This is a genomic window from Streptosporangium sp. NPDC050148, assembly GCF_055586505.1.
Map to the genome: position 1 here is coordinate 256,828 of NZ_JBVJIA010000001.1, position 24,753 is coordinate 281,580.

Genomic DNA, 24,753 nt, shown 5'->3' on the forward strand with positions numbered 1-24,753 from the left:
CGGTCGCGCCGGCGGGGACGGACGGCTCACGCCCGGGAGGCGACCTCCCCCAGGATCTTCGCGACCCGGTCCACGTCGGCCTCGCTGGTACGCCAGTTGCTGAACGCGGCGCGCAGGGCCGGCACCCCGTCCAGGACGGTCGTCGTGAGGAACGCCTCGCCCGACGCGGTGATCGCGTCGGCCAGCTCCGCGATCCGGGCGGGGGAGGGGGGATCGGAGAGGGTGAAGCAGACCACGTTGAGCCGTACCGGCGCCAGCAGCCGGTAGGCGGGCATCGCGGCGATCCGCTCGCCGAGATCGGCGGCGAGGGTGACGCAGTCGCGGACGATCCCCGCGTGTCCCTCGCGTCCGTACGCGGCCAGCGTGAACCAGGCCGGCAGGGCGCGCAGGCGGCGCGAGTTCTCCGGTGTCAGGTGCACGAACTCGGGCTCGGCTTCGTCGCCCAGCGGCGCGAGGTAGGCGGCCGCGTTCTGGAAGACGCGGGCCTGCAGGTCACGGCGGCGGGTGAACTGGACCGCACTGTCGTAGGGCACGTTCAGCCACTTGTGCAGGTCCACGCAGACCGAGTCGGCCTCGCCCAGGCCCGCGACCAGGTGGGCGTGCCCGGCCGACAGCGCGGCGAAGGCCCCGAAGGCGGCGTCCACGTGCAGCCAGAACGGGTGGCGCTCGCGCAGGGCGGCGATCGCGCGCAGGTCGTCGAAGTCGACGGTGTTCACCGTCCCGGCGTTGGCGACCACGATCGCCGGGGTGCCGTCGAGCCGCTCCAGCTCCCGGGCGAGCAGGTCCACGTCGATCGCCTCCCGTTCCGGCAGGAGACCGACGTGCCGGATCGCCGAGCGCCCCAGGCCGAGCACGGACAGCGCCTTGGCGATGCTGGAGTGCGGGCTTCCCGACAGCACCGTCACCGGTCCGAGCGCGGCCGCGCCCTCCTCGGCCACCGACACGCCGCGTACCTCGCCCAGCCACTCCCTGGCGATCGCCAGGCCCGCGAGGTTGGACATGGTCGCGCCGCTGACGAACGTCCCCCGATGCCCGGCCGGCAGGCCGAAGAGGTCGCGCAGCCAGGCGACGGTCTCCCGTTCCAGGTCCGGGGCGAGCGAGTCCAGGTTCGAGGTGGGGTTCTGGTCGAGCGCGCCGGTCAGCCAGTCGCCCGCCAGCGCCGCGGGCGTCGCGCCGCCCGTGACGAACCCCAGGTAGCGGGGGCCCGGACCGGACGCGAAGCCCGGCTCCCACCGCGTCGCGAACACCTCCATCGCCTCCTGCAGGCCGATCCCGGCCTCGGGCAGGGGGGCGGGCTCCGGCCGCACCGGGGCCCGTGCGGCGGGCCGGTCGTCCAGGCCGTCCAGGATGCGCACGGCGTACGCGCGGACGGCCTCCATCAGCTCGGGCACGCGGGCACGATCGGTTCCCAGAAGGTCACGGGCGTGCCCGGCTCCCGAAAGGTCATGGGCGTGCCCGGCTCCCAGAGGTTCGCGGGCACGGTCGGCTTCCGGAAGGTCGTTCGAAAGCGCGGGGACGCGCGGGGTGGCCGGGCCGGGTCTGTCGTTCATGCTTCGACGCTAGGAGGGAGGCCGGGGCCGTGTCCTGGTCCAGTTGCGGCAAACTGGACCGGTGTTCGCGGATGTCCTGACGGGATGGCGGCGCCCGGGAAGCCCCCTGGCGGACGCGCTGGCCGCCGCCCTGCGCGAGGCCGTGCTCGACGGGCGCGTACGGGTCGGGGACCGGTTGCCCTCGGAGCGGAGGCTGGCCACCGAGCTGGCGGTGAGCCGGGGAACGGTGGTCGCGGCCCTGTCCCGGCTGCGCGAGGAGGGCTGGATCGTCACCCGGCAGGGCGGCGGCAGCAGGGTGCGGCTGCCGCGCGACCTCGGCGAGCGCTACGCGCCGCTGTCGGTGGACGGCCGGGGCCCGCTCCTCGACCTGCGCCGCGCCCTCCCGGCCGCCCCGCGCGCGCTCGTCACCGGCGCGGTCACCCGCGCGCTCGCCAGGTCGGCGGGACTGCTGCTGGAGAGCGGCGAGCCCGGTGCGGGGCTGCCCGAGCTGCGCGAGCTGATCGCCCGGCGCCACACCGCCGAGGGGACGCCCACCCGGCCCGAGCAGATCCTGGTCACCTCCGGGGCCCGTGCCGCGCTGGCGCTGCTGGCCGCCCATCTGGGCCCGCGCAGGATCGTGGTGGAGAATCCCTCGTTCTTCGACACCCTGACGATGCTGCGGCGCCTTGGTGTCCGGACCGTCCCGGCGCGCGTCACCGGGCAGGGCTGGGACCCCGGCGCGCTGGCCACCGCGTTCCGCGAGGCCGCGCGGGGAGCTGCCCTGCTGACCCCCGACTTCCAGAACCCGACCGGGGCGCTGATGGACGCCCGTACCCGCGCGGAGGTCGCGGAGCTGGCCGCCCGGCACGGGGTGACCGTGATCGTGGACGAGACCATGCGCGACCTGGACCTGCGCGACCGCCCGGAGCCGATGCCCCGCGTCGCCGGGGCCGTCGCGATCGGCTCGCTGAGCAAGACCGTGTGGGGCGGGCTGCGCGTCGGCTGGGTCCGCGGCCCGGCCGGGCTGATCCGCGCGCTCCTGCTCGACCCCGTCAGCGGCCTGTACGCCCCACCGCCCCTGGAACAGCTCGTCGCCTGCGAGATCCTCCCCCTCCTGGACGGGCTGCTGGTCCAGCGCAGGGGCGAGCTGCGGCGCCAGCGCGACCACCTGGCCGCGAGCCTGGAGGCGGACGGGTGGGACTTCACCCTCCCGCCGGGCGGCCTGGCGCTGTGGCTGCGCCTGGACGGGACGGCGGGGGAGACCCTCGCGGCCCGGGCGGCCGGGATCGGGCTCAGCCTGCTGCCGGGCTCGGCCTTCTCCCCGGACGGCACCCTGACCGGCCGGCTGCGGGTGCCCTACACCGCCCCGGCCGAGGCCCTCGACCGGGTCGCCGAGCACCTGCGGCGGGCCCGCCGCCCCTGACTCGGCACCGTCACAACTGTGTTCACTTCTGTCACGCCGATGGACACCCGTTTCGCGAACAGGACGCCGACATTCTGGGATGATCGCCGGATATCCTGTCGGACATCGAGAATGACGGACAGTGACAGATGCCCCCCATCGATGACATCACCGCCTTCGCCTCGGCCCAGCCGGTTCTGACGGCCATCGCCGGAGTGTTCGCGCTCCTCGTCCTGGTCGCGGCGTACTTCGTGGCCCGCGCCGTCCAGCGCGCGGCGGTCCGCTTCTATCACCGTCACATCGCCCCCCGCCCGGCGGAGGACATCCTCACCATCGTCGCGGCCAGCATCGCGACCGGCGTCTCCGCCCAGGGCATGTGGCGCTTCTCCGGTGACGTGCTCGGCTTCGACGGCCTGCTGCGGCTGCTGCTCTTCGCCTTCATCGAGGTCGCCGTCATCACCAGCGCGGTCCGGGCCCGCCGCAACATGCGGGAGAACTTCTCCGCCGGTATCGACGGCGTCGCCGTGTGGGCGCTGACCGGGCTGACCGCGGTGCTGTCGAGCATGGACGCCCGCAGTGTCGCCGAGGCCGTCTTCCGGCTCGCCGCCCCCCTGGTGGCGGCCTGGCTGTGGGAGCGCGGCATGGCGATCGAACGCCACCGCATCACCGGGCGCGCCCGGATCAACTGGAGGATCACCCCGGAGCGGGCGCTGGTCCGCATCGGCCTGGCCGAGGTCAGCGACCGTACGGCGAGCGAGGTGGACGCGCACCGCAGGCTGACCCGGGTCGCGCTGGCCGCCAAGCGCGCCCGCGCGCTGCGTGCCGCCGGGGCGTCCGAGCGGAAGATGCGCTCGGCCCTGACCAAGCTGGACCGTGCCATGGACCGGGCGGTGGAGCACACCGGGCTGGCGGCCGACCCCGCGCGCCAGGAGGCCCTGCTCTCCCAGATCGGCGCCCTCTACAACACCTCCGCGCTGATCGACCTCACGCCGCCCGTGCCGTGGAGCCCGGAGGCCGAGGAGCCGCAGTCGCGGGCTCGCGCCGCGGTGGCGGCCGGGCCGGCGGGCATGCCGGGGGCGCGTTCGGCGATCGACGACGACGATGACGAGTTCCAGGTGCTGGACGTGCCGCCGCCGGTGGTCGACACCGCGCAGCGCGCGGCCCTGATGCGGGCCGCCCGGGAGTACTGGGACAAGCAGATCGAGCGCAGGTTCGTGCCCCGCGCCGCCGACATCGCGCACGAGACCGGGGTCTCGCTGGCCAGCGCCCGCGAGTACCGGGCGCTGTGGAAGCTGGAGCCCAAGGCTCACGCGTTGCTGGAGGCGGCCTTCCACGAGCACGGGATCGTCGACACCGGCACCTTCCCCGCCATCGAGACCGAGCAGGTGCTGACCGTCAACGGCTCGTCACCCGCGCGCTGACCCCCCGGACCCCCGCGGAGGAACCCGTACCGGCCGGGGCCGCCCCGGCCGGTCAGGTGGACTCGCGGACGACCAGGGTCGTGGGCAGGATCACCGGCTCGACCCGGTCCGCGCCGTCGATCAGGGCGAGCAGCAGGCGGACGGTCTCCTCGGCGACCCGTTCCAGGGGCTGCCTGATCGTGGTGAGCGGCGGGTGGGTGGAGAGCGCCACCGCCGAGTCGTCGAACCCGCCCACCGCGACGTCCTCGGGCACCCGCCGCCCGGCCGCGCGCAGCGTGGACAGCGCTCCCGCGGCCATCAGGTCCGAGGCGACGAACACCGCGTCGAGGTCGGGGGCACGTTCCAGCAGCCGGGCCATGGCGCTCTCCCCGCCCAGCTGGGTGTAGTCGCCGTGCTCGATGAGCCGCCTGCTGGCCTTCCTGCCCAGGACGTCGCCGAAGCCCTCCAGCCGCAGCGCGCCGCCGGGGGTGTCCAGCGGGCCGGTGATGGTGGCGATCCGCCTGCGGCCCCGTTCGACCAGGTAGCGCGTCATCTGCCGGGCGCCCTCGCGGTCGTCGGCCGCCGCGTACGGGATCACGTTCTCCCGCCCGATGACGGCGCCCTGGGCGACGGCGGGCACCGGGATGTCCACCAGCGCGTCCACCAGCTTGTCGCCGGCGTGCGGGGAGACCAGGAAGACCCCGTCGGCGTGGCCGCCGCGCAGGTAGCGGATCACCCGGTCGCGGTCGCCGTCGTTCCCGGCGATCATCATCACCAGTGACACGTCCCGCTCGGCGAGGCGCCGGGTGGCGGTGCGCAGCAGCACGCTGTAGGTGGGGTCCTCGAACAGTCGCTCCTGCGGTTCCGACAGGACCATCACCACCGAGCCGGTCCGCTGGGTGACCAGGCTGCGGGCGGCGCGGTTGACGATGTACCCGGTCTCGGCGATGGCCCGCCTGACGGCGGCGTGCGAGGCCGGGCTGACGTAGCGGTCGTCGTTGAGGACCCGGGAGACCGTTCCCCGGGACACCCCCGCCACCGCCGCGACGTCGTGAATGGTCGGACGCTTCGCCATGCTGCCATTGTCCCCTCGGCCGAAGGCCCGCCGACCGCCGGGCGAGCCGGTCACTAGATTTTCACGGCCCCGCCGGCCAGGTCGGTCCGCCAGTAGCGCTGCATGGTCAGGAAGAGCGCGATCAGCGGGACGATCGACAGCAGCGTGCCGGTGAGGATCAGGTTGTACAGCGAGGGCTGGTTGGCCCCGGCCGCGAGCAGCGTGTAGAGGCCCACGGTCAGCGGGAACCTCTGGTCGTCGCCCAGCATGATGAACGGCAGCAGGAAGTTGTTCCAGATCGCGACGAACTGGAACAGGAAGACGGTCACCATGCCCGGCAGCATCAGCGGCAGGGCCACCCGGCGCAGCAGCGTCAGGTGACCGGCGCCGTCGATGCGCCCCGCCTCCAGCAGGACGTCCGGGACGGCCGCCCCGGCGTAGACGCGCGCGAGATAGATGCCGTACGGGCTCAGGATCTGCGGGAGCAGGACCGACCAGTAGGTGTCGGCGAGCCCGGCCCGGGAGAACAGCAGGTACTGCGGGACGGCCAGCACCACGGACGGCATCAGCACGCCGCCGAGCAGCAGGTTGAAGATGAGGTTCCGGCCGGGGAAGCGGTACTTGGCCAGGGCGTAGCCGGAGATCGCGGAGACGGCGGTGGACAGCAGGGCGCCGCCGCCCGCGTACAGCAGCGTGTTGAACATCCACAGCCAGAACACGCCGTCGCGGTAGGCGGCCAGGTCGGCGAGGTTGGACAGCAGGCCGGTCCCGGGCGCGAAGGTCGCGGTGGAGAACAGCTCCGCCTTGGACTTGGTGGCGGCCACCAGCACCCAGCCGACCGGCAGCAGGCAGTACAGCGCGCCCAGCAGCAGGATCGCGGTCGGTGCGATCCCGAGCGGCCGGCGTCGCGGCGGGGCGGCGCGGCGGGATCCGGCCGTGCCCTCCGGAAGGGTGGTGACGGCCATCAGCCCTCCCCTCCGAAGGCGCGGTCGCGGACCAGGCGCAGGAAGCCGAACGACAGGACCAGGGAGATCGCCGCGATGACGATCGAGGTGGCGGCGGCCGAGTAGAGGTCGCCGGTGACGAAGGCGTCGCGGTAGACCTTCATGAGCGGACTCCAGGTCGAGCTGATCGTGTTCGTCAGCGGCCGCAGGGTGGTCGGCTCGGTGAACACCTGGACGGTGGCGATGATGGAGAACACCGTGGTGAGGATGATCGCGGGCAGCAGGATCGGGATCTTGATCCGGAGCGCCACCTGCAGCTCGCTCGCCCCGTCCATCCTGGCGGCCTCGTAGTAGCTCCTGGGCACGGCCCGCAGGGCGGTGTAGAGCACCAGCATGTTGAAGCCGACGCCGCCCCAGACCGCGACGTTGGCCATGGAGAAGACCACCGCGCCGGTGCCGAGCAGGTCCACGTCGAGCACCTGGCGGATCGGGCTGAGGCTCGGCAGGTAGAGGAAGCCCCAGATCAGGCTGGCGGCCACGCCCGGGACCGCGTACGGCAGGAAGACGGCGATCCTGGAGAAGCGGGCCAGGCGCACGTGCGCGGAGTCCAGCAGCAGCGCGAACAGCAGCGCCAGGCCGAGCATGACCGCGAGCACCAGCAGGCCGTAGCCCAGCACGCGCAGCCAGCCCGCCCACAGCTCGGTGTCGCGCAGGGCGGCGGTGTAGTTGTCGAGGCCCGCGTACACCTCGCGGCGCGAGCCCTTGCCCAGGCCCAGCCCGGAGACCTTGGTGCGGCGCAGGCTCAGGTAGGCCGTGTAGACGACGGGAACGGCCATGAAGAGCGCGAACAGCGCCAGCGCGGGGGCGAGGAAGAGGTAGGGGACGGCGCCCGCGGTGCGGGCGCCGTCGTGCGGCCGTCTCATGGGGCGATCTGGAATCCGGACTTCTGCATGTCGGCGACCGTCGCCTCCTGCATCTTCCCGACGGCGTCGGAGAAGGCGGATCCGTCCTGGACGGCCTTGTCGAAGGCGTCCTTGAAGGCGTTGTACGTCACGTTGACGTTGGGCCCGAAGGTGAACCCGCGCGCGGTGGCGGAGATCGCGGCGGCCTGCCGCCAGAAGTCGGGCTGGTTGGAGAAGTAGTCCGGGGCCTTGCCGAGCAGGGTGCCGCCCTTGGTGGCGGCCGGGTAGACGGCGCCCTCCTCGACGAGCAGGGCCAGGGCCTCGGGGTCGGTGTTCAGCCAGGTCGCGAACTTCGCGGCGGCGGCCCGGTTGGCGGACTTGGCGGCGACCGCGGTGGAGGAGCCGCCCCAGAAGCCGGTGGCGTTCTCACCGGCGTTCCACTGCGGCAGCGGGGCGATCGCCCACCTCCCCTTGCCCTTGGGCGCGTTGCTGGACAGCACGCCGGGACCCCAGACGGCCGACGGCCAGGTCAGCAGCCTGCCGTCGTTGAGCGCCTTGTTCCACTCGGGGGTGAAGTACGGCTGGTCGTCGATGACGCCCTCCTTGACCAGGCCGCCCCAGTAGTCGGCGACCTTCCTGGTGGGCTCGTCGTCGACCGCGACCTTCCAGGACTCGCCGCTGATCGACCACCACCGGGCGCCGGCCTGCTGGGCGAGGCCGACGAAGGAGCCGGGGTCCTTGCTGGAGAAGGTGCCCAGGAACGCCTCGGGGTCCTTCTTCCGTACGGTGCGGGCGGCCTCGGCGTACTCGTCCCAGGTCCTGGGCACCTCGATGCCGTACTTCTCGAACAGGTCGCGGCGGTAGTAGAGCATCATCGGGCCGCTGTCCTGGGGGAGGGCGTAGACGGCGTCGGTGCCCAGGGTGACCAGCCCCCAGACGCCCTCGCCGAACTCGCCCTTGATCGCCGCCACCTCGGCGCCGATGTCGGCCAACGCGTCGGCGGCGACGAAGGAGGGCAGCATCTGGTACTCGGCCTGGACCAGGTCCGGGGGGTTGCCCGCCTTGGCGGCGGTCAGGAACTTGGCGGCGGCGTCGTCGCCCCCGGCCTGCTTGCTGATCGTCACCTTGATGCCGGGGTTCGCGGCGTTCCAGACGGCCGCGATCTTGTCCATGTTGGGGACCCAGCTCCAGTAGGTGAGCGTCACCGGGCCCGCCGGGGCGGAACTCGGCGCGTCCTGCCCGGCCGGAGCGGCCGCGTTCTGGGCGCTGCCGGAACACCCGGCGGCCAGGGCGGCGGCGAGGACCGTGGCCGCCGCCACGACGAGCCGTTTCGTATGCATGTGTTCCTCCGTGTCGGGCGTTCGAGGATGGGAGGCGGGGATCGGCCGCGAGGCGCTCCGGAGAGTCTGTGAACGTTCACAGAGTGAAATCCCGCGATACGCCCTGTCAATGACCGTTACGTTCTTGTTAAACCCTGATCTTCCCCGCGTCCCCGGCTTTGGGGTGTCGACCTCTTCCCGAGATGCCGGTCCTGCATTACTGTGCACGTTCACAGAAGATATTTCGAGGGGGAGTCGTTGGCCGGATATCCCGTCCTGCCGGAGGGCATCGCGTACGGCGGGGACTACAACCCCGAGCAGTGGCCGGAGGAGGTCTGGCGCGAGGACGTCCGGCTGATGCGCGAGGCCGGGGTGAACCTGGTCAGCCTCGGCATCTTCGCCTGGAGCCAGCTGGAGCCGGCCGAGGGCGTCTACGACTTCGGCAGGCTGGACCGGATCATCGACCTGCTGGACGGCGCGGGCGTCAAGGTCGACCTGGCGACGCCGACCTCGTCCCCGCCCACCTGGTTCAGGACGGCCTACCCGGGCTCCCGCCTCGTCGACCGGGAGGGCCACGTCATCGCCGGGGGGTCGCGGCACAGCTTCTGCCCCAGCTCACCGGAGTACGCCGCCGCCTCCGAGCGGATCGCCGGCCGGCTCGCCGCCCGCTACGCCGCCCACCCGGCGGTCGTCATGTGGCACGTCCACAACGAGTACGGCTGGGCGAACGCGCGCTGCTACTGCGAGACCTCGGCCGAGGCGTTCCGCGAGTGGCTGCGCGAGCGGCACGGGGACGTGGCCGCCCTCAACGCCGCGTGGGGCACCACGTTCTGGGGGCTGACCTACGGCTCGTTCGAGGAGGTGGAACCGCCCAGGCTCGGGCCGGTCGGCCAGCTCACCGCCCTGCAGCTCGACTACGCCCGCTTCTCGGTGGACGCGCACATCACCAACTTCCGCCGCGAGCGCGACGCGGTCCGCCGCTTCGGCGCCCTGCCGGTCACCACCAACTTCATGATCCCCAACTGTGAGCCGATGGACTACTGGCGCTGGGCGGGCGAGGTGGACGTCGTCTCCAACGACCACTACCTCGACGCCGGGCGCGCCGACGGCCACATCGAGCTCGCCATGGCGGCCGACCTCACCCGCTCGGTGGCGGGCGGGCGGCCGTGGATGCTCATGGAGCACTCCACCGGTGCCGTCAACTGGCAGCCGCGCAACCTCGCCAAGCGGCCCGGGGAGATGCGGCGCAACAGCCTCGCGCACGTCGCCCGGGGGTCGGACTCGGTGCTGTTCTTCCAGTGGCGGGCCTCCCGCCACGGCGCGGAGAAGTTCCACTCGGCGATGCTGCCGCACGCCGGCACCGACTCCGGCCTGTGGCGCGACGTGGTCGCCCTCGGTACCGAGCTGCGCGGGCTGGCCGGGGTGCGCGGCTCCCGGGTCGAGGCCGAGGTCGCGCTGGTGTGGGACTGGGAGTCGTACTGGGCGCTGGAGCTGGAGTGGCGTCCCTCGGTGGACCTGAGGTTCCGCGAGCGGGTGGAGGCCTTCTACGAGGCGCTCTGGCGCGAGCACGTGACCGTCGACTTCGTCCACCCCTCCGCCGACCTGTCGGCGTACCGGCTGGTGGTCGCGCCGAGCTCCTACCTGCTCACCGAGGCGTCCGGCAAGAACCTGCGCCGCTACGTCGAGGCCGGAGGTCACCTGGTCGTCTCGTACTTCTCCGGGATCGTCGACGAGAACGACACCATCCACCCGGGCGCCCACCCCGGCGCGCTGCGCGACGTGCTCGGCCTGTCGGTGGAGGAGTTCCACCCCCTGCCGGAGAACGGCACCGTCGGTGTCGGTGTCGGTGTCGGCGTCGGTGCCGCGGGCGAGGGCGGGGACGGGGGTTCCGGTGGCGGGACGGGCGACGGCGTCGAGGGCCGGACGAACGGCCGGATGAACGGCCGGATCTGGTCGGAGCGGATCCGTCTCGCCGGGGCGCGCGCCGTGGGCGTCTTCACCGGCGGGCCGGACGCGGGCCACCCCGCGGTGACCCGCCACGAGCTGGGAGCGGGCACCGCCTGGTACGTCGCGACCGCCCTCGACCCGGCCCCCGGCGCGGCCCCCGACCCGATCCCTGGCGCGGCCTCCGTCCAGGCCCCCGACCCTGTCCCCGGCGCGGGCTCCGTCCCGGCCCTCGACCCGGCCCCCGCTCCCGGGGAGGGCTCGGGCGGCGGGGACCTGCGGGTGCTGCTGCGCGCGGTGCTCGACCGCGCGGGGGTCTCCCGCCCGCGCGGCCTGCCCGACACCCTCGAACGGGTACGCCGGGGCCGCCACCTGTTCCTGCTCAACCACGGCGACCGGCCGGTCACGGTCCCGGAGGTGAACGGCACCGGCCTGCTCGACGGGACGCGGCACACCGGGTCGGCGACCGTACCGGCCGGCGGCGTCGTGGTCGTCGAGCTCGCCGGGAACACATGATCTTCCCCGCTGCCGCGCCGGCCACCTGACCGCGGCGCGTCACCGGGGGCCTCGGGGGACCGTCCGTACCACCCCTTCCCGAAGTGAGGACCCCATGAAGAAGATCCTGGTGGCGCTGCTGACCTGCGCCGCCGCGGTCCTGGCGCCGTCACCGGCCCAGGCCGCCCCGACGATCACCAACGGCGGCTTCGAGACGGGCGGTGCCGTCGCGGCGCCGCCCGGGTGGAGCACCGGCGGCACCGCCGCCGCCGACTTCTCCGAGGCCGGTGGCCACACCGGCTCCTACCGCCTGTCCCACTGGTCCTCGAACGCCTACACCGTCGAGACCCACCAGACGCTGACCGGCCTGAGCTCGGGCACCTACACGCTCCGGGCCCGGGTCAGGGCCGGGGCCATGAGCCAGAGCTGGATCGCGCTGCGCAACTGCGGCCCGGCGGAGAAGCGGACCTACCTGCCGGTCGGCTCGTCCGAGTGGATCAGGATCGCGGTCACCCAGACCGTGACCGGCGGCAGGTGCACCGTCGCCCTCGGCTCCGCGGCGGCGGCCGGAGGCTGGGCCAACTTCGACGACGTCACCTTCGGCCCGGGTGCCGCGACGCTCGCGGTCAGGGGAGGCGACACCTCCGGCCTGGCCAAGTCCGAGGCGCTCGGCGGCAGGTACCACACCGCCTCGGGCACCCGCGGGGACGCGCTGGAGATCCTGCGCTCGGCCGGGATGAACCTCGTCCGGCTCAAGGTCTGGGTGAACCCGGCCGACGGCTACAACGACAAGGCGCACGTGCTGGCCGTGGCCAGGCGGGTCAAGGCCCTGGGCATGGGGCTGCTGGTCGACTTCCACTACTCCGACACCTGGGCCGACCCCGGCAAGCAGTACAAGCCCGCCGCCTGGACCGGCCACTCGTTCGCGCAGCTCAAGGCCGCGGTGCACGACCACACCTACGACGTGCTGAACGCCCTCAAGGCGCAGGGCACGACCGCCGACATGGTCCAGGTCGGCAACGAGATCAACGACGGCATGCTCTGGGAGGACGGCCGCAGCGCGAACTTCGGCAACCTCGCCCAGCTGCTGAACTCCGGTTACGACGCGGTCAAGGCGGTGTCGTCCTCGACCAGGGTCGTGCTGCACCTCGCCGAGGGCGGCGACAACGCGCTGTTCCGCTGGTGGTTCGACAGCGCCGCGGCCAACGGCGTCCGCTACGACGTGATCGGCGTGTCCTACTACCCCTACTGGCACGGAACGCTCGGCGAGTTCCAGGCCAACGTCGACGACATCGCCTCCCGGTACGGCAGGCCGGTCCTGCTGGCCGAGACCGCCTACCCGTTCACCACCGGCAACGACGACGCGCTGACCAACATCATCACCGCCGCGACGCCCTACCCCGGCTATCCGGCCTCCCCCGCGGGCCAGTCGGCGATGCTCCGCGACGTGGCGAGCGTCGTGCAGGCCGTACCGAACGGCCGCGGGCTCGGCTTCGTCTACTGGGAGCCCGCCTGGACCGCGGTGACCGGCAACGGCTGGGACCCGGCCGACCCGTCCTCGGGCAATGGGTGGGAGAACCAGGCGCTGTTCGACTTCGCCGACCGGGCGCTGCCCGCGCTGGCGCAGTTCGGCCCCCGCTGAACCGTCACCGGCCCCTGAACCGTCACCGGCCCCTGAACCGTCACCGGCCCCTGAACCGTCACCGGCCCCTGAACCGTCACCGGTCCCGACGCCGGACGGCTCCCGCCCGCAGGTGGGCGAGGGCCGTCCGGGAGGCGGCGTGAGGCGGGTGGGGCGGCCGGTCGGCCCGGCCGCCCCACCCGCCCCGGTCCGGGGCGGCCCCGGTCAGGCGGGCCGGCCCGGGGCCTGGTCGAGCGGGATCAGACGGAGATCCGGCCGGCGCCGGCGCCGGCGGTCACGATCGACTTGACGCTGGAGGCGGTGTCGAGGGAGTAGGAGTAGGGGATGGAGGCCACGCTGCCACCGGCCTGGCCGGAGCCGGAGCCGACGAAGTGGTTGTTGCGGGCCACCAGGGTGCCCGGGCCGGAGTCACCCTCGCCCAGGTGGTACGGGTCGTCGGTGTTCTCGAAGTAGTTGCCCTCGACCAGGACGCCCGCGCCCTCGGTGGAGGCCACGCCGTAGCCGGTGACGCCGCCGTAGTAGTTGTTGTAGACGTGCACCGGGTTGCCGAAGCGCACGCGCGGGTGGCGCTGGGTGGTGGCGTCGAACCAGTTGTGGTGGTAGGTCACCCGCAGGTGGCCCCTGTCCTCGCTGCCGTTGCCGTCGTCGTGGCCGAGCAGCATGGACTTGTTGTGGTTGGTCACCTTGTTCCAGGAGATGGTGACGTAGTCGCTGGCCCGCTTGACGTCCACCGCACCGTCGTAGCCGTTGCTGAAGGTGTTGTGGTCGATCCAGACCCGGGTGGAGTACTGCACCTGGATGCCGTCGTCGTTCCAGTCACGGAAGCTGATGTTGCGGACGATGACGTTGGACGCGTTGGAGATGTTGAGCCCGCAGCCCGCGATCGTGGCGCCCGGGTTGCCGAGGACGGTCTTGTTCGAGCCGACCTTGAGCATCCCGGAGCAGGAGATCGTGCCCGAGACCCGGATGACCGCCGCGCTGCTCGACGACAGGGCGCTGCTCAGCGCCGAGGAGCTGGTGACCGTGGTGGTGGGGGCGTTGCCGCCACCGGTGGTGCCGCCGCCCTGGGTCGCCCAGCCGACCAGGCCGGTCTGGGGAGGGTTGACGGTCGGGGTGACGGTGGGCGTCGGGGTCGGGTCGGGGTTGCCGCCGCCGGCCGGGACGAGCCTCCACTGCTTGCTCGCCACCGAGTCGCAGGAGTTCTGCTGGATCAGGGCGCCGGAGGCGGTGGAGCTGTCCTTGACGTTGAGGCACTTGCCGCCGTTGGCGTTGATCACCCGGTAGCTGGACCCGGACTGGCTCAGGTTCCAGTTCTGCGAGCTGCCGCCCGAGCAGGTCTGCTGCTGCACGGCCTTGCCGGCCGAGGTGCTCGCGTCCTGGACGCCCGCGCACATACCGCTGTGCGTGGCCTTGAGCGTGCCGCCGCTGCCGGTGAAGGCCCAGGCCTGGCCCGCGCCGCCGCAGCCGCTCTGGGTGAGCTGGACGCCGTTGGAGGAGCCGGCGCCCGGCACGGTCAGGCACAGGCCGCTGGCGTTGTTGACCAGGTTGTAGGTACCGGGTGCGGGCGCGGCGGCGGCGGCCGACGAGACCCCTGCCACCGCTCCCGAGAGAGCCAGGGCCGTCACGGCGATCGCCGCGCCGGCCGTCTTCCTGCTGATTCTGTGGAACACGTTCGAGCTCCTTGCCGGTCCGGCAGGCCGGTGTGGCCTGCGCTTCGGATCCCCCCAGCGAGTACTCGCGTTCACCGGGGCGGATCGGCACCGGTGAGCGAGTAACCCACAAGCTAGGTAAGCGCTTTCCCGGTGTCAACCCGTCCGTGGAAGTTTCATGACAGGAAGTGTTGCGGGCCGTCGGGTCGCGACCCCGTGGAAGGATCGAGGCCATCTCCCGGAACCGGGCCGGTGGTACGTCGGCGCTGCCTCAGCACGCCGATCAGGCTCGTGAGGCTGTCCCGGCCGTGACCGGAGGCGATGCCCTGGCGGAAGATCTCCAGGACGGCGGCCGGGATCGAGTCGTCGACGCCGGACGCCCGTGTGGTGTGCAGCACGTGTTCCAGGCTCGCCGCGCCCATGGAGATCCGGTCGACGTCCCCCTCGTGGTCGCCCGCGGCGATGCGTGGCGCGTAGAACTCCAGGAAATAGCGGAGGTCCATGGTCTTCACCGCGTGCGGCAGGAAATCCTCGGCCGAGATGCCGTTGGCCTCCGCCACCGCCTGGCCGTGCAGGTAGCCTGCCAGCGCCGTCCAGAACATGTCGATCCCGATCTGGTAGTACAGCGCCGCCAGTCCGGGGTCCTCGCCCAGGTACTCGATCCCGGTCAGCACCTCCAGGGCGGGCCTGTGCCCCTCGACCGCGTCCTTCGGTCCGCTGTAGTAGGTCATGGCATCAGGCGTGCCGATGCCCGGAGGCGGCACCTGCACACCACCGGTGATGTGCACGGCCCCGCGCCTGGCCAGCCACGCGGCCGTCTGACGTGCCCCGTCCGGGGTGTCGGAGGTGAGGTTGACCAGGGTGCGTCCGGCCAGGGCGGCTTCCGGGGCCTGCGCCAGGACGGCGTCCGTCGCGTCGTGGTCGGTCAGGCTCAGCACCACCGGTCCGCCGGCGGTGAGGGCCGCCTCGACGGATTCCGTTCTCCTCGCGCCCCGCGCCACCAGCTCGTCCGCCCTGGCGGTCGTGCGGTTCCATACGGTCACCTCGTAGCCGCCGTCGAGGTAGGCGCCGGCCATGGCCTGCCCCATGGGGCCCAGCCCGATCACCGTCACGGACTTCATCCACGATCTCCTCATCAGTAGAACGAACGCTCTATCCAGAAAAACGGTAGCATGACTAGAACGAACGCTCTACCTAGTACGATGAGAGCCATGCGGACCCAGCACGAGATCGGCACCCGGGAGCGGATCGTCCGGACGACCTCCCGCCTGATGCAGCGGCAGGGGTACGAGGCGACGGGCCTCAAGCAGATCTCCCAGGAGGCCCGGGCCACACTGGGCTCGGTCTACCACTTCTTCCCGGGAGGCAAGCGGGAGCTGGCGGTCGAGGCGGTCCGCCACGGGGACGGGGAGTTCGCGGGATTCCTGCGCAGGGCGTTCGAGCAGGAGGACGATCCGGCGTCGGCGATCGTCGCCTGCACCCGCGACCTGGCCGAGGGGCTGCGCGCGTCCGGCTGGCTGGACGGGTGCCCCGTCACCACCACGGCGCTGGAGAGCGCAGGCCGGGTGCCCGAGATCCAGCGGGCCGCAGAGGACGCCTACGAGAACTGGCGCACGCTGGTCCGCGACAAACTCACCCGCTCCGGCTTCGCCGACGACGTTGCGCACGACCTCGCCCACAGCGTGATCAACATGCTGGAGGGCGCGGAGCTGTCGGCGCAGGTGTCCCAGAGCGAGGCGCCGCTGGAGATCGCCGGCAGGCACCTCGCACGGCTCATCGACTCCTACCGATGAGTCGAGCCGGCTTACGGCTGCCGCGCCGGCTTCCTGAGCACCTCCGTGAGGGCCGAGATGCTGTGATCGCCGTGTCCCGCCTCGGCCGCCCGCCTCACCAGGTCGTGGAGCGGGGCGAGCCAGGCCGTGTCGACGTTCGTCTCCCCGGCCAGGTCGTCGTCGTGGGCCGCCGCCGCCAGGAAGAGGTTCACCGAGGAGGCGGCGTCGGTGTAGTCGCCGCCGTCGATCTCCTCGGCGTAGACCGGCAGCAGGGACTTGATCATGTCCAGCCACTTGCCGGAGAAGCGCACCATCGTGCTCACCTCCAGCCCGCGCGCCTGGACCGCGGCGGCGCCCTGGAAGAAGCCGACGAGAGCCGGCAGCAGCATGGCACCCACCGCCATCTCGTACAGGGCGGCCAGGTCGGTCTCGTCGCCGAGGTGGACGGTGTCGCCGCCCAGCACCTTCAGGGTCGTCTCGAACTCCTCGAAGACCGCCTTGTCGCCGCTGTAGTACAGCAGGGTGTCCGGCGCCCCCACGGCCGAGGGCACGTTCTTGACCGCGCCGGCCAGGAACCGGGCGCCGTGGTCGAGGGCCCAGGCGGCCGTCTCGCGGGCGCCGGCGGGGGAACCGCTGTTGAGGGTGACCAGGGCCCGTCCCCGCAGCGAGGCACCGGCGGGCCGCAGTGCCGACCGGGTGTCATCGAAGGTGGTCAGGCAGGTGACGACCAGGGGACCTGCCGTCACCGCGTCCTCGACGGCCTCCGCAGGCCTGGCTCCCATGGCGATGAGGGGCGCGGCTTTGGCGGCGGTTCTGTTCCAGACGGTGGTCGGGTGTCCGGCCTTGACGAAGGCCTCGGCCAGTGCCGTGCCCATCGAGCCCAGTCCGATGACGGTCACGGGTGTCAGGTTCTTTGCGGTCATGTGCATGCTCCAGCCATGGGGACAAGGGGACGGGCGCGCTGTCCTGAGACCGTCGTGGTCCGACGCGGGCCTGGTCCATGCTGGCCAGAACGCCTGCATTCTCTCAAGTACCGACATTTTTGCCGGGTACTGACATAAGTGTCAGTATGGGCAGGTGAAAGAGACGAAGAAGCGGACGTTCACCTGCGGTCTCGACGCCGCCGTCGCCGTCATGGGAGGCAAGTGGAAGGGACTGATCCTGTTCGCGCTCCAGGAGGGTCCCCTGCGCTTCGGGGAGTTGCGGCGCGCGGTGCCCGGCATCAGCGAGCGGGTGCTGATCCTGCAGTTGCGGGAGATGGAGACCACCGGGCTGCTGCATCGCGAGGTCTACCACCAGGTCCCGCCGAAGGTGGAGTACTCGCTCACCGAGTTCGGTCGTTCACTGAACACCGCGATGGCACCGCTCGGGGAGTGGGGCGAGGAGCACGTCGAGCGCATCGAGGCCATCCCGTGGGACCAGGTGGGGTGAACCGGCGCGGACGGATCGGCAGGCCCCGTCACCGCCTGGTCCTGCGCTCCCGCCCACCGTCGACACCGCGCGGAGGATCCGGCAGGTGCGGGGGAGAGACCGGGAGGGTCAGTCGACCTCGGCGCTGCCGTTGACGCGGAGCTTGCGGCGGGCGCGCTCGTAGAAGCTCGTCGTGCCGAGGCGGACCACCCAGGCCGCGGCGCGCATCGCCGTGACGCCGAGCTCGTCCCCGGGCGACAGGTGCGCCCTGACCGCGCCGTCCACCTCCACGGCCAGCGTGCCGCTGGTCGGCAGCAGCTCCAGGGTGACCCGCTCGTCGGCCGAGAGCACGATGGCCCGGTTGAACGACGAGTGCGCCGCGGCAGGGACCACGAGGAACCCCTCCACGTTCGGCGAGACGATGGGACCGCCCGCGGAGAAGCTGTAGGCGGTCGACCCGGTGGGGGTCGCGACGATCACCGCGTCGGCCGCGTACCGGACGAAGGAGTGCCCTTCCACGGTGATCGCCACCGCCGAGAGCCCGTCGCCGGGGATCCGGACCAGGGCGATGTCGTTGAACGCGGTCATCAGGGTGCCGTCGGGCAGGGTCACGCACACCGCCATGCGCGGCTCGATCGTGTAGTCGTGGTTGTCGATGGCCGACAGCGCGGGCGGAAGGTCGTCGATGTCGATCTCCGCGAGGAACCCCAGCCTGCCGAGGTTGACCCCGAGGACCGGGGTCTTCCTCCCGGAGCTGAGGCGCATGGTGCGCAGCATCGTGCCGTCACCGCCCAGGCTGACGAGCAGGTCGGCGCGGTCGATCAGCGTCTCGGTGTCGACCGACACGGCGCTGCAGTCGATCCGCCCCACCTCGTCCGGAAGCCCCATCACCGTGACGTCGCGGCCCCGGGCCCACTCGACGATCGTGTCGATGGCCACCTTCGAATCGCGCTGCGGGTGCAGAACCAGCCCCACGGTCTTGACCATCCCCATGCCTCACACTGTACGGGGACCCGTCCAGCGCCCCGCACACCGCGGGGAGCGGTGCGGGCAGGGCGTGGACGGGGCGCGGACGGGGTGCGCGGTCCGGACCGGTTCCGGTCCCGTCCCGGCAGGGGAACGGGCGGGGCGAGGCCGCCGGGAAAAAACGATCAGCCCTGGCGGCGCCTCTTCAGCCGTGCCTCGTGGATGTGGCGGCGCCCGCCCGCCAGCTCCTGTCTGACCCGCCGCTCCACGTCGGCGAAGACGCCGTAGTAGCCGTCCTCGTACTCCTCCATGATCTGGAAGGTCCACCGGCCGGGCAGCACGTCGCGGCCGATCAGCTCGCGGGTCACCAGCTCCGCCATGTCGTCCCGGCCCGCGGCGCGCAGCAGTTCCACGGCCTCGTCGAGCTGGAAGTCGGCGTGCCCGGTCAGCTGGTGGAAGGTGTACAGGTGACCGCGGGCCCGGTCGGTGGTCTCCAGCGCCTCGGAGAGCTTGCCCAGCGCCTCGGCGGTCGCGTCGTCGACGTCCGGTGCCAGCTTCTCCTCGGGGTCCACCCGGCTTCCGGACGGGTCCGGGTAGGAGAGCCGCTCCGGCTGATCCTGGGGGGCGGACGCCTCCGGGCGTACGTCGTGGGTCACTGACATCTCCTCCTCGCGGGGGCGTGGCGGGCTCGGACGGCACGGGGCCCGTACCGCGCGGCCGGGGTCGCACGGCCGCGCGGTGCGGCGCGGTGCGACCCGGTGCGGTGCGGCCCGGTCGTCGTCGGCCGCATGCCGTCTGAGCTGTGGGAACGTCTCACTACCCCGGCCGGCGCGGGTGAATCGCCCACCGTCGCGCGATCCGGGCCGATGGACCGGGGGTGCCCCACGAGCCGGGGTGTCCCCGAGGATGGATTTCCGGAACGCAGAGGTGACGTCCGGTGAACGCACAGTTAAATGCCAGGAAAGTCGAGTAGCCTGCCTCGCCATGAGCTGGCAGCGTAAGGCCAACGACGCCCTTGTGCGGCTCACCGGATTCCAGGTGAACCGGGTAGGGAAAACCGGTTCGAGGGTGGGAAGATCTCCGGGGGCGAGGGCCCCGGCCGCCGAGGAGCCGTTCAGGCCGCCCGCCGACCCCGCGACCGACCGGCTGCTGGTCGCCCCGGTCTTCGTCCTCTCCCCGGTCAGGTCCGGCTCCACCCTGCTGCGGGCCCTGCTCAACGCCCACTCCATGCTGCACGCCCCGCACGAGCTGCACGTCCGCAGGCTGCGGGTGGAGTTCGGCACCGCCCTGGCGGAGAAGGCCATGGGGGCGCTCGGGCACGACCGGTCCGACCTGGAGCACCTGCTGTGGGACCGGGTGCTCCATCGCGAGCTGGTCAGGAGCGGCAAGACGTTCTTCGTGGACAAGACCCCTGCCAACGCCTTCGCCCACCGGCGCATCGCCGCCTGCTGGCCGGACGCGCGGTTCGTCTTCCTGCTGCGTCACCCGGCGTCCATAGCGAGATCGTGGTACGAAGCTGGCACCGGCGGCACCGGCGGCACCGGCGGCAGGACGCCGCAGGAGGCCGCGCTGGACGCCCTGCGCTACATGAAGGCCGTGCAGCGGGCGCGCCGGGAGCTCGAGGGATGCACCGTGCGCTACGAGGACCTGACCGCCGACCCCGAGACGCAGGCGCGCCGCCTGTGCGACTTCCTCGGCGTCCCCTGGGAGCCGCGGATGCTGGCGTACGGCGAGCAGACCGTGCTGGAGAAGGGGCTCGGCGACTGGAAGGACAAGATCCGTTCGGGGACCGTGCAGCCCGGACGCGACCTGCCGGCGCCCGAGGAGGTTCCCGAGCCGCTCAGGCCGATGTGCCGCAGCTGGGGATACCTGCCCGGTGAGGGGGCCTCGTGACGGCGCCCGGCCGGGAGGCCATGACGATCCGCTACCTGCTCCTGCACGCCTACGGCATGGGCGGGACGATCCGCACGGTGATCAACCAGGCGAACGCGATGGCCGCCGCCGGGCACGACGTCGAGATCGCCAGTGTGGTGCGCCGCAGGGAGAGGCCGCAGTTCCCGATCGACGGGCGCGTCCGCCTGCTGACGCTCTCGGACCAGCGCCGGGAGCGGCCCGTCGACTCGCTCGGACGCCGGGCCTGGCGGCGGATCCGCGGCAAGATCGTGCCCCCGGGCGAGTTCGCCGCCTCCTACTTCACCGAACGCGTGGAACGTTCCGTGATCGACTACGTCTCCGCGCTGGAGGGGGGCGTCCTAGTCACCACCCGCCCCGCCCTGAACCTCGTCTCGGCCCGTCGCGGCCCGGCCGGTGTCGTCAGGGTCGCGCAGGAGCACATGAACCTGGCCACCCATCCCGAGGCGGTCCGTGCGCAGATCGCCCGTCACTACGGCGCCCTGGACGCGGTGGCGGTGCTCACCGGGACCGACCGCGGGGAGTACCAGGAACTGCTGCCCGGCACCCCCGTCGTGCGCATCCCCAACGCGGTCGCCGCCGGGCGGCCGGCACCTTCCGACCGCCCGGACGGGCTCGTGGTCGCGGCCGGGCGGCTCGTCGGGCAGAAGGGCTTCGACCTGCTGATCCCCGCGTTCGCCAAGGTCGTCGAGCGCCACCCGGGCTGGCGGCTGCGCATCTACGGCACCGGCCCGAAGAAGGAGGCGCTGCTGGCGCTGACGGCCGAGCACGGGCTGTCGGACGTCGTCGCCCTGATGGGACGCACCGAGCACCTGGACGAGGAGATGGCCAAGGCGTCCTTCTACGTGCTCAGCTCCCGGTTCGAGGGATTGCCGATGGTGATGATCGAGGCCATGACCCAGGGGCTGCCCGTCGTCGCCTTCGACTGCCCGACCGGCCCGGCCGACGTGCTCACCCCCGGGGTCGACGGGCTGCTCGTCCCGGCCCGGGACGTCGACGCGCTGGCGGAGGCGATGATCCGGCTGATCGAGGACCCCGGCCTGCGGAGGCGGATGGGCGCCGCAGCGGCCGTCACCGCGCGCGAGTACGCCCCCGAGGCCGTCATGCCGCTCTGGGAGGACCTGTTCTCGGAGCTGCTGGAACGCCGTCGGGGAGAATCGCTCTGAACGCTTTTCTCCTTTTTGCGCGCTGCTCCACGAGTCGTTTCGCGACTGTTTCGCGGGTCGCTTCGCGATGTGTTCCGTGAGCCGCCTCACGAGTCACCGGGAGTGCTTCGCGCCCGCGTGCGCATGACCGTGCCCGGAGAGGATGTGCGTTGGATTCGCCCGATCTCACCCCAGGTTCCGGAAATAACGCACGATAACCGGAGTCGCCGCGTCTCCGGGTGGAAAAGCCCACCATGTACGGCGCGGCGGCGATGTTCAAAGATATTAGACTTTTCCCACTTTATTGTCCGGCGCTTTTACCGATGACGGACCGGATCGTCACCGCTGCTTGACAATTCATTTAACGGTCACCCAAAATCAAGGCGTCCACGACGGCGGACCGTATTCGGTCCCGCGCGTCGGGGGGTCGACGATTCCGCCTTTTTCGGCACCACTGATCGCCGTTTTCCCCTGGTCGATTCATGCCCTCTCCTCCCTGTCGGATACGAGTACGGATCGGTGGTGTGTGTTGTGACGGAGCCCGAGGCCGGCCGGTCGCAGCTGAGTCTGAGTACGGACGCCGCGCGCAATCTGGCGACGACGACCAAATCGGCTCCCCAGATGCAGGAGATCACCTCCCGGTGGCTGCTGCGGATGCTCCCCTGGGTGCAGGTGTCGGGTGGCACCTACCGGGTGAACCGGCGGCTGAGCTACACGATCGGCGACGGCCGGGTCAGCTTCACCAGCACCGGGTCGCAGGTGGCGGTCGTCCCCGCCGAGCTGTGCGAGCTGCCCCTGCTGCGCGGGTTCGACGACACCGACGTCCTCGACGCGCTGGCGGGCCGGTTCGTCCAGCGGGACTTCGCCGCCGGGGACGTGCTCGTGCAGGCGGGGCAGCCCGCCGACGAGGTGGTGGTGATCGCGCACGGCAAGGTCAACAAGGTCGGCAGCGGGCCGTACGGCGACGAGATCGTGCTGACCGTGCTGGCGGCGGGCGACCACTTCGGCGACGAGACGCTGACCAGGACGGAGGACACCTGGCCGTTCACCGCCAGGGCGGTCACCGGTGGAACGGCGATGGTCCTGCCCCAGCAGGCGTTCTGGGAGGTGGTCGAGCGGTCCGAGCGGCTCCGCGAGCACCTGCGGCTGCTGGAGGCCGCCTCCCGGGGCCCGCAGAACAAGTACGGCGAGGCCGCCGTCGAGGTGGCCGCGGGCCACGCCGGAGAGCCCGACCTGCCGGGGACGTTCGTCGACTACGAGCTCCTCCCGCGGGAGTACCGGCTCAGCGTCGCGCAGACGGTCCTGCGGGTGCACAGCCGGGTGGCCGACCTCTACAACGACCCGATGGACCAGGTCGAGCAGCAGCTCCGGCTGACGATCGAGGTGCTGCGCGAGCGGCAGGAACACGAGCTGATCAACAACCGCGAGTTCGGGCTGCTGCACAACGCCGACCTCAAGCAGCGGATCCACACCCGCACCGGGCCGCCGACCCCCGACGACCTCGACGAGCTGCTCAGCCGCCGCAGGAGCACGAGCTTCTTCCTGGCCCACCCGCACGCCATCGCCGCCTTCGGCCGCGAGTGCAACGCGCGCGGCCTCTACCCGCAGGGCGTCGACGTCGGGGGCAGCGGGGTGCCCGCCTGGCGGGGAGTGCCGATCTTCTCCTGCAGCAAGATCCCCATCACCGAGACCCGGACCACCTCGATCCTGGCCATGCGCGTCGGCGAGGACAACCAGGGGGTCGTCGGCCTGCACCAGACCGGCATCCCCGACGAGTACCAGCCCAGCCTGTCGGTCCGGTTCATGGGCATCAGCGAGAAGGCGATCATCTCCTACCTGGTCAGCGCCTACTACTCCGCGGCCGTCCTGGTGCCCGACGCGCTCGGCATCCTGGAGGACGTCGAGATCGGTCACTGAGGAACGAGGGGGACGGAGCCGAGCGAGGAGAGGAAGCATGACGACGGTTGAGACGACCGGGACGGCGAAGGACGGGCGTTCCGCGAGTGAGGTGCTGGCCTGGAGCCGGGACCTGGTCGAGGCGACCCTGCGACCGGCCGCCGACACGCTGCCCGCCTCGATGCGGCACATCGCCGGATACCACTTCGGCTGGTGGGACGAGCAGGGCCGGCCGCCCGGGGCCGGCGGCGGCAAGGCGCTCCGCCCGGCGCTGGCCCTGCTGTCGGCCGAGGCCGTCGGCGGCGACGCGTCCTCGGCGCTCCGCCCGGCGGCGGCCGTCGAGCTGGCGCACGACTTCTCCCTCCTGCACGACGACGTGATGGACGGCGACCGTACCCGCCGTCACCGCCCCACGGCCTGGGCCGTCTTCGGGGTCAGCCCGGCCATCCTGGCCGGTGACGCGCTGCTGACGCTGGCCTTCGACGTCCTGGCGACCGGGGACCGGCCGATCACGGCCGAGGCGACGCGGATCTTCAGCGCCGCGGTCCAGGAACTGCTGGACGGCCAGAGCGCGGACGTCGCCTTCGAGGAACGCAGGGACGTCGGACCGGCCGAGTGCCTGTCCATGGCGGCCGGCAAGACCGGCGCCCTGCTGGGGTGCGCCTGCGCGCTCGGTGCCCTGTTCGGTGGTGGCGGCCCCGAGCAGGTCGGGCACCTGGGAGCCTTCGGCAGGGACCTGGGGCTGGCGTTCCAGCTGGTCGACGACCTGCTGGGCATCTGGGGCGATCCGGAGGTGACCGGCAAGCCGGTCCACTCGGATCTGCGGAGCCGCAAGAAGTCCATCCCGGTCGTCGCGGCCCTCGCCTCCGGTACGACGGCCGGGGGCGAACTGGCCGGCCTCTACCACCGGGAGGGGGAACTCTCCGACTCCGAGCTGGTCCGCGCGGCCGCACTCGTCGAGGACGCGGGCGGGCGGGCCTGGATTAGGCTGGAGGCCGACGAGCTGCTCGCCCGGGCGCTGCGCCATCTCGACGCGGCAGGCGCGCCGTCCAGGCCCGCCGCCGAGCTCACCACGCTGGCCCGCCTCGTCACCCACCGCGACCACTGAGGAACCACTGAGGAACCACTGAGGACCACTGAGGACCACTGAGGACCACTGAGGCGGCCCCGGCCGGTCTGGGGGTGACGGGCCGGGACGGTCCCGGTTCCGGCGGACGTCACCGCGATCGCCGGGACGGCCCCGGTGGACCACACCGTGAACCATCGAGGCGGCCCCGATCCTGAGGGACGTCACCGTGACCACCGGGACGGCCCCGGTGGACCACACCCTGAACATCGAGGCGGCCCCGGTCCTGACGGACGTCACGGGGCGA

The 24,753-nt window shown here is 72.1% G+C and carries 20 protein-coding genes; 10 read left to right on the top strand and 10 right to left on the bottom strand.

What is annotated here, in order from left to right:
• Positions 1-26: 26 nt before the first annotated feature.
• The gene (locus tag ACZ6RT_RS01155; RefSeq protein ID WP_470151710.1) at positions 27-1,391 is read right to left on the bottom strand and encodes a pyridoxal phosphate-dependent decarboxylase family protein; all 1,365 of its coding nucleotides are present in this window, start codon (positions 1,389-1,391) and stop codon (positions 27-29) included.
• Between the two features lie 220 nt (positions 1,392-1,611).
• Between ACZ6RT_RS01155 and ACZ6RT_RS01160 the strand changes: the two genes are divergently transcribed.
• Both ACZ6RT_RS01160 and ACZ6RT_RS01165 read left to right on the top strand, forming a co-directional pair.
• On the top strand, positions 1,612-2,952 hold the full coding sequence (locus ACZ6RT_RS01160) for an aminotransferase-like domain-containing protein (protein ID WP_470151712.1): 1,341 nt from the start codon (positions 1,612-1,614) through the stop codon (positions 2,950-2,952).
• Between the two features lie 128 nt (positions 2,953-3,080).
• On the top strand, positions 3,081-4,352 hold the full coding sequence (locus ACZ6RT_RS01165; protein ID WP_470151714.1) for a hypothetical protein: 1,272 nt from the start codon (positions 3,081-3,083) through the stop codon (positions 4,350-4,352).
• A 52-nt stretch (positions 4,353-4,404) separates the two neighbouring features.
• On the opposite strand, the gene ACZ6RT_RS01170 is transcribed toward ACZ6RT_RS01165, so the two are convergent.
• Genes ACZ6RT_RS01170 through ACZ6RT_RS01185 form a run of 4 tightly spaced genes read right to left on the bottom strand, consistent with a single transcriptional unit; the run spans position 4,405 to position 8,571 of the window.
• On the bottom strand, positions 4,405-5,406 hold the full coding sequence (locus tag ACZ6RT_RS01170; RefSeq protein ID WP_399186937.1) for a LacI family DNA-binding transcriptional regulator: 1,002 nt from the start codon (positions 5,404-5,406) through the stop codon (positions 4,405-4,407).
• A gap of 53 nt (positions 5,407-5,459) precedes the next feature.
• Positions 5,460-6,350, bottom strand: a complete 891-nt coding sequence (locus ACZ6RT_RS01175) for a carbohydrate ABC transporter permease (RefSeq protein ID WP_470151716.1) — start codon at positions 6,348-6,350, stop codon at positions 5,460-5,462.
• On the bottom strand, positions 6,350-7,252 hold the full coding sequence (locus tag ACZ6RT_RS01180; protein ID WP_399186935.1) for a carbohydrate ABC transporter permease: 903 nt from the start codon (positions 7,250-7,252) through the stop codon (positions 6,350-6,352). Before ACZ6RT_RS01180 ends, ACZ6RT_RS01175 begins: the two co-directional genes overlap by 1 nt.
• Positions 7,249-8,571, bottom strand: a complete 1,323-nt coding sequence (locus ACZ6RT_RS01185; RefSeq protein WP_470151719.1) for an ABC transporter substrate-binding protein — start codon at positions 8,569-8,571, stop codon at positions 7,249-7,251. Before ACZ6RT_RS01185 ends, ACZ6RT_RS01180 begins: the two co-directional genes overlap by 4 nt.
• A 237-nt stretch (positions 8,572-8,808) precedes the next feature.
• On the opposite strand from ACZ6RT_RS01185, the gene ACZ6RT_RS01190 reads away from it, so the two are divergent.
• Complete coding sequence (locus ACZ6RT_RS01190; protein ID WP_470151721.1) at positions 8,809-11,010, top strand: beta-galactosidase; 2,202 nt, start codon at positions 8,809-8,811, stop codon at positions 11,008-11,010.
• Positions 11,011-11,104: 94 nt separating this feature from the next.
• Entirely contained in the window at positions 11,105-12,631 is a 1,527-nt protein-coding gene (locus ACZ6RT_RS01195) for a glycoside hydrolase family 53 protein (protein ID WP_470151723.1), read from the top strand.
• Positions 12,632-12,870: 239 nt separating this feature from the next.
• Here ACZ6RT_RS01195 and ACZ6RT_RS01200 read toward each other — a convergent pair whose 3' ends face one another.
• Together ACZ6RT_RS01200 and ACZ6RT_RS01205 are read right to left on the bottom strand one after the other, a co-directional pair.
• Positions 12,871-14,301, bottom strand: a complete 1,431-nt coding sequence (locus tag ACZ6RT_RS01200; RefSeq protein WP_470151725.1) for a pectate lyase family protein — start codon at positions 14,299-14,301, stop codon at positions 12,871-12,873.
• A gap of 155 nt (positions 14,302-14,456) precedes the next feature.
• Entirely contained in the window at positions 14,457-15,401 is a 945-nt protein-coding gene (locus tag ACZ6RT_RS01205) for an NAD(P)-dependent oxidoreductase (RefSeq protein WP_470151727.1), read from the bottom strand.
• A 90-nt stretch (positions 15,402-15,491) separates the two neighbouring features.
• On the opposite strand from ACZ6RT_RS01205, the gene ACZ6RT_RS01210 reads away from it, so the two are divergent.
• Positions 15,492-16,073: a TetR/AcrR family transcriptional regulator gene (locus ACZ6RT_RS01210; protein WP_399186929.1), complete on the top strand. Its 582-nt coding sequence runs from the start codon at positions 15,492-15,494 to the stop codon at positions 16,071-16,073.
• 11 nt (positions 16,074-16,084) lie between these two features.
• Here the strand turns inward: ACZ6RT_RS01210 and ACZ6RT_RS01215 are convergent, their stop codons facing one another.
• On the bottom strand, positions 16,085-16,975 hold the full coding sequence (locus tag ACZ6RT_RS01215; protein ID WP_470151730.1) for an NAD(P)-dependent oxidoreductase: 891 nt from the start codon (positions 16,973-16,975) through the stop codon (positions 16,085-16,087).
• Positions 16,976-17,129: 154 nt separating this feature from the next.
• Between ACZ6RT_RS01215 and ACZ6RT_RS01220 the strand changes: the two genes are divergently transcribed.
• Positions 17,130-17,483: a winged helix-turn-helix transcriptional regulator gene (locus ACZ6RT_RS01220; RefSeq protein ID WP_399186927.1), complete on the top strand. Its 354-nt coding sequence runs from the start codon at positions 17,130-17,132 to the stop codon at positions 17,481-17,483.
• Between the two features lie 108 nt (positions 17,484-17,591).
• Here ACZ6RT_RS01220 and ACZ6RT_RS01225 read toward each other — a convergent pair whose 3' ends face one another.
• Together ACZ6RT_RS01225 and ACZ6RT_RS01230 are read right to left on the bottom strand one after the other, a co-directional pair.
• Complete coding sequence (locus ACZ6RT_RS01225) at positions 17,592-18,455, bottom strand: NAD(+)/NADH kinase (protein WP_470151732.1); 864 nt, start codon at positions 18,453-18,455, stop codon at positions 17,592-17,594.
• A gap of 158 nt (positions 18,456-18,613) precedes the next feature.
• On the bottom strand, positions 18,614-19,090 hold the full coding sequence (locus ACZ6RT_RS01230; protein WP_470151734.1) for a hypothetical protein: 477 nt from the start codon (positions 19,088-19,090) through the stop codon (positions 18,614-18,616).
• Between the two features lie 322 nt (positions 19,091-19,412).
• Here ACZ6RT_RS01230 and ACZ6RT_RS01235 point away from each other — a divergent pair, with 322 nt between their 5' ends.
• The 4 genes from ACZ6RT_RS01235 to ACZ6RT_RS01250 all read left to right on the top strand — a co-directional run bounded on the left by ACZ6RT_RS01235 (position 19,413) and on the right by ACZ6RT_RS01250 (position 24,488).
• Complete coding sequence (locus ACZ6RT_RS01235; protein WP_470151736.1) at positions 19,413-20,321, top strand: sulfotransferase family protein; 909 nt, start codon at positions 19,413-19,415, stop codon at positions 20,319-20,321.
• Entirely contained in the window at positions 20,318-21,505 is a 1,188-nt protein-coding gene (locus tag ACZ6RT_RS01240) for a glycosyltransferase family 4 protein (protein ID WP_470151738.1), read from the top strand. Before ACZ6RT_RS01235 ends, ACZ6RT_RS01240 begins: the two co-directional genes overlap by 4 nt.
• A gap of 501 nt (positions 21,506-22,006) precedes the next feature.
• Positions 22,007-23,401 (top strand): family 2B encapsulin nanocompartment shell protein, encoded by a 1,395-nt coding sequence (locus tag ACZ6RT_RS01245; protein ID WP_470151740.1) that lies wholly within the window; start codon positions 22,007-22,009, stop codon positions 23,399-23,401.
• A gap of 37 nt (positions 23,402-23,438) precedes the next feature.
• Positions 23,439-24,488 (top strand): family 2 encapsulin nanocompartment cargo protein polyprenyl transferase, encoded by a 1,050-nt coding sequence (locus ACZ6RT_RS01250; RefSeq protein WP_470151742.1) that lies wholly within the window; start codon positions 23,439-23,441, stop codon positions 24,486-24,488.
• Positions 24,489-24,753: the final 265 nt, after the last annotated feature.

Coding starts and splice junctions, on each gene's coding strand:
- ACZ6RT_RS01165 (WP_470151714.1), top strand. CDS start 3,081: ATGCCCCCCATCGATGACATCACCGCCTTCGCCTCGGCCCAGCCGGTT.
- ACZ6RT_RS01185 (WP_470151719.1), bottom strand. CDS start 8,571: ATGCATACGAAACGGCTCGTCGTGGCGGCGGCCACGGTCCTCGCCGCC.
- ACZ6RT_RS01195 (WP_470151723.1), top strand. CDS start 11,105: ATGAAGAAGATCCTGGTGGCGCTGCTGACCTGCGCCGCCGCGGTCCTG.
- ACZ6RT_RS01175 (WP_470151716.1), bottom strand. CDS start 6,350: ATGGCCGTCACCACCCTTCCGGAGGGCACGGCCGGATCCCGCCGCGCC.
- ACZ6RT_RS01225 (WP_470151732.1), bottom strand. CDS start 18,455: ATGGGGATGGTCAAGACCGTGGGGCTGGTTCTGCACCCGCAGCGCGAT.
- ACZ6RT_RS01230 (WP_470151734.1), bottom strand. CDS start 19,090: ATGTCAGTGACCCACGACGTACGCCCGGAGGCGTCCGCCCCCCAGGAT.
- ACZ6RT_RS01170 (WP_399186937.1), bottom strand. CDS start 5,406: ATGGCGAAGCGTCCGACCATTCACGACGTCGCGGCGGTGGCGGGGGTG.
- ACZ6RT_RS01250 (WP_470151742.1), top strand. CDS start 23,439: ATGACGACGGTTGAGACGACCGGGACGGCGAAGGACGGGCGTTCCGCG.
- ACZ6RT_RS01180 (WP_399186935.1), bottom strand. CDS start 7,252: ATGAGACGGCCGCACGACGGCGCCCGCACCGCGGGCGCCGTCCCCTAC.
- ACZ6RT_RS01205 (WP_470151727.1), bottom strand. CDS start 15,401: ATGAAGTCCGTGACGGTGATCGGGCTGGGCCCCATGGGGCAGGCCATG.
- ACZ6RT_RS01210 (WP_399186929.1), top strand. CDS start 15,492: ATGCGGACCCAGCACGAGATCGGCACCCGGGAGCGGATCGTCCGGACG.
- ACZ6RT_RS01235 (WP_470151736.1), top strand. CDS start 19,413: ATGAGCTGGCAGCGTAAGGCCAACGACGCCCTTGTGCGGCTCACCGGA.
- ACZ6RT_RS01215 (WP_470151730.1), bottom strand. CDS start 16,975: ATGACCGCAAAGAACCTGACACCCGTGACCGTCATCGGACTGGGCTCG.